1 protein-coding gene is annotated in these 1,831 nt (G+C 61.8%); it reads left to right on the top strand.

Features of this window, described 5'->3' with window-relative positions; genetic code table 11:
* Positions 1-205: 205 nt before the first annotated feature.
* Positions 206-1,606 carry a replicative DNA helicase gene (gene dnaB / locus MXC99_RS00435; protein ID WP_247723675.1) on the top strand — a complete coding sequence of 467 codons (1,401 nt, stop codon included), beginning with the start codon at positions 206-208 and terminating at the stop codon, positions 1,604-1,606.
* The last annotated feature ends 225 nt before the right edge of the window (positions 1,607-1,831 follow it).

Below are 1,831 nucleotides of genomic sequence, written 5' to 3'. Positions count from 1 at the left end.
GCTCGATACGACGCGACGACTCCAGTGTCTTTCATGAACCGCCGTATGCGGAACCGCACGTACGGTGGTGTGAGAGGGCGACGGGGGTGACCCCGTCCCCTACTCGATATGCGCCCGGCAGGGGCGTCGGCCGAACGGCGAGGGTGTCGGGTGCGCGGCGAGTGCGCTCGCTACAATGCAGTCACAAGACTTCCAGGTTATTCCGATGAGTACAGCACCTTCCCGGTTTTCTGATTTTGCCGGCGATCCACAGATCGCCCACATCAAGCTGCCGCCTCATTCGCTCGAGGCCGAGCAGTCCCTGATCGGCGGCATCCTGCTCGACAACCAGGCCTGGGAGCGGGTGGCGGACCTCGCCAGCGAGGTCGATTTCTACCGCGACGACCACCGCCGCATCTACCGCCACATCACTCGGCTGATTGACCGGGGGCGGCCGGCCGACGTGGTGACCGTATTCGAGTCGCTGGAAAAAAGCGGTGAGGCCGAGCAGGCGGGAGGGTTGGCCTATCTTGCCGAGATCGCCAACAACACGCCCTCGGCGGCCAACATCCGCCGCTATGCGGAGATCGTGCGCGAGCGTGCGATCCTGCGCAAGCTGGTTGCGGTCGGTGACGAGATCGCTGCCAGCGCGTTTAGCCCGTCGGGCAAGGATGCGAAGGTCTTGCTCGATGAAGCCGAGGCCAAGGTGTTCGAGATCGCCGAAGCCGGGGCGCGTCACAGTAGCGGCTTTGTGTCGATCCAGCCGATCCTGAAACAGGTGGTCGATCGTGTCCAGGAACTCTACGACCGCGACAATCCTTCGGAGGTCACCGGAGTGCCCACCGGCCTGGTGGATCTGGACGAGAAGACCTCCGGCTTGCAGCCTTCGGACATGATCATCGTTGCCGGCCGTCCGGCAATGGGCAAGACGACGTTTGCGCTCAATCTGGCCGAGCACATTGCCATCGATCAGCGCTTGCCGGTGGCGATTTTTTCGATGGAGATGCCTGGCACCCAGCTGGCCACCCGCTTCATTTCCTCGGTCGGGCGCATCGACATGCAGAAAATCCGTAGCGGCCGTCTGACCGACGATGACTGGCAGCGCCTGACGATGGCGATGGGCAAGCTGTACGATGCGCCGCTTTTCATCGACGAGACGCCGGGCCTGAACCCGATCGATCTGCGTGCCCGCGCCCGCCGTCTGGCGCGGCAGTGTGGCAAGCTCGGGCTGATCGTGATCGATTATCTACAATTGATGAGCGGAACGAGGGAGGGCGACAACCGCGCGTCTGAGCTGTCGGAGATCTCGCGCTCGGTGAAGTCGCTCGCAAAGGAGCTGCACGTACCCATCGTCGCGCTCTCGCAACTCAACCGCAGCCTTGAGCAGCGTCCCAACAAGCGTCCGGTGATGTCCGATCTGCGCGAATCCGGCGCCATCGAGCAGGATGCGGACATCATCATGTTCATCTACCGGGACGAAGTGTATAACCCGGATTCTCCGGACAAGGGTACGGCTGAGCTGATCATCGGCAAGCACCGTAACGGACCGACCGGCACCGTACGTCTGACCTTCATCGGAGAGAACACCCGCTTCGAAAACTACGCAGCGGCACCGGGGATGTATTGAATCCGCCGGCCCGATCTCGCTCGCAGGCGGTGTGGTATGAGGCCAGTCGTGCAATGGGGACGGGGGAGTGCTTATCCTGCATTGGCCGTTATGCCCGGATAGAATGATTCATTCTTTTTCCCTTGCGTTTTGTTTTTTGCTGTCTATAATGCGCACCTCTTTCAGCGCTTCACCGGTTGGACAGGTGGCAGGGCTGGAAGGCAGGAGCGGGGGATTTTGCGGGAT

Source organism: Thauera aromatica, assembly GCF_023093595.1.
GTDB classification, from domain to species: domain Bacteria; phylum Pseudomonadota; class Gammaproteobacteria; order Burkholderiales; family Rhodocyclaceae; genus Thauera; species Thauera aromatica_A.
Note: the sequence above shows the minus strand (reverse complement) of the source record. Positions and strands in the feature narration are given on the sequence as shown.